Source organism: Cohnella sp. GbtcB17 (assembly GCF_019091135.1).
Classification (GTDB): Bacteria; Bacillota; Bacilli; order Paenibacillales; family Paenibacillaceae; genus Cohnella.
Window position 1 is genome coordinate 1 of sequence record NZ_JAGXJW010000255.1, and the last position, 272, is coordinate 272.

Consider the following 272-nt stretch of genomic DNA (forward strand, 5'->3'; position numbering starts at 1 on the left):
CCTTGATTATCATATTTTTCGATACGATCTAAATATGCATGGACTAATTCTTTGGAAGTAATTTTATTTGTTTTCATAGCAAATTGCAGATCGGCTATGGTTGCCTCTTCGATCTTAAACTTTTTATTAGGTTTGGGTTCATTTTGTGAGTTTAAAAGATTACTAGAAAAGGTTGGAGTGTTGTTTTTTTGCAATTTTTCACTATAGGATAGTATATGAGCTGATGTATTAGAAAAATTTTGTTCAATTATTTCAGATGAATGACTTGAAGT

At 29.4% G+C, this 272-nt stretch carries 1 pseudogene; it reads right to left on the minus strand.

Going from position 1 to position 272, the window contains the following annotated elements:
• Window positions 1-272, minus strand: a pseudogene (locus tag KVT38_RS33720) (hypothetical protein); the annotation flags it as partial.